The sequence below is a fragment of the Collinsella sp. SGI.178 genome (genome assembly GCF_050313495.1).
In the GTDB taxonomy this organism is placed as follows: domain Bacteria; phylum Actinomycetota; class Coriobacteriia; order Coriobacteriales; family Coriobacteriaceae; genus Collinsella.
Genome location: NZ_JBNPLM010000050.1, coordinates 1 through 1,157 on the forward strand (window position 1 = coordinate 1; position 1,157 = coordinate 1,157).

Consider the following 1,157-nt stretch of genomic DNA (forward strand, 5'->3'; position numbering starts at 1 on the left):
ACGATATGAGCAGGACATAAAAACATTGAGAGCCCCTGCTGCATGAAAGACCGCGGATTAGGCCGACAATGGTGAGTGTCTAATTCAGCCGCGGCGGCCACGCCGCATTCATGGAAGGGGCTCCCATGCTCGATACTACCACCTTCGTCGGCCTCGACGTCCACGCCCGCTCGATAAAGGCAGTCTCCCTCGACGTCATGACCGGGGAGGTGCGCTGCGCGACCTTCGGCTACGACGCCGGGGCAGTCGCGGAGTGGGTGCGGTCCGTGGACCCAAAGGCCAGGTGCGTGTACGAATCCGGGGTCACGGGGTTCGACCTGCAGAAGAGGCTCTCCGGCCTCGGGGTCGACTGCGTGGTCGGCGCCGTCTCGAAGATGATCAAGCCCAGCGCGGACAGGCGCAGGAAGAACGACCGCAACGACGCCGAGTTCCTCGCCCGCATGCTGTCGGTCGGCAACGTCGTCGAGGTGTGGGTCCCCGACGACGAGTGCGAGGCCGCCCGCGACCTGACCAGGGCGCTCGAGGACGCGAGGGACGACCTCTCGCGCGCGAAGCAGCGGCTCTCCAAGTTCCTGCTCAGGCACGGGCTCGCCTTCGACGAGAGGACGCCCACCGGCCGCAGGAAGGGCAACTGGACCCGGGCGCACTGGTCCTGGATCGAGTCGATTAGGTTCGCGGAGGGGGCCGACAACGACGTGCTCGCCTACTACGTCGACGCGGTCAGGCGGGCGGCGGAGGAGAAGGCGAGGCTCGAGGGGCTCGTCGAGGCCGAGGCCCGCAAGCCCAGGTGGAGGAGGAGGGTCGACTCCCTGCGCTGCCTCAAGGGCGTCGACACCGCGACGGCCGCCGACCTCGTGTTCGAGGCCGGCGAGTTCTCGAGGTTCAGGAACGCCCGGTCGTTCGCCGCATGGGTCGGCCTGACGCCCTCCGAGCACTCCAGCGGGGAGAGCGACCGCAGGGGCGCGATCACCAAGGCGGGCAACAAACACCTGAGGAAGGCGCTGGTCGAGGCCGCGTGGCACTACCTGACGTGCTCGGGGCGGCCGAAGGACCTCGCCAAGGGCCAGGCCCCGGACCGGGTCGCCCGCAGGCATGCCGCCAAGGGCGTGCGGAGGCTGGTCGAGAGGCGGGAGGCGCTGCTCGCGCGCGGGGTCCAC

At 69.0% G+C, this 1,157-nt stretch carries 1 protein-coding gene; it reads left to right on the forward strand.

Translation table 11 applies throughout. The features are described 5' to 3' along the window. Positions 1-125 precede the first annotated feature (125 nt). On the forward strand, positions 126-1,157 hold a 1,032-nt coding region (locus tag ACQRAQ_RS08570), incomplete at its 3' end, for an IS110 family transposase (protein ID WP_427794549.1).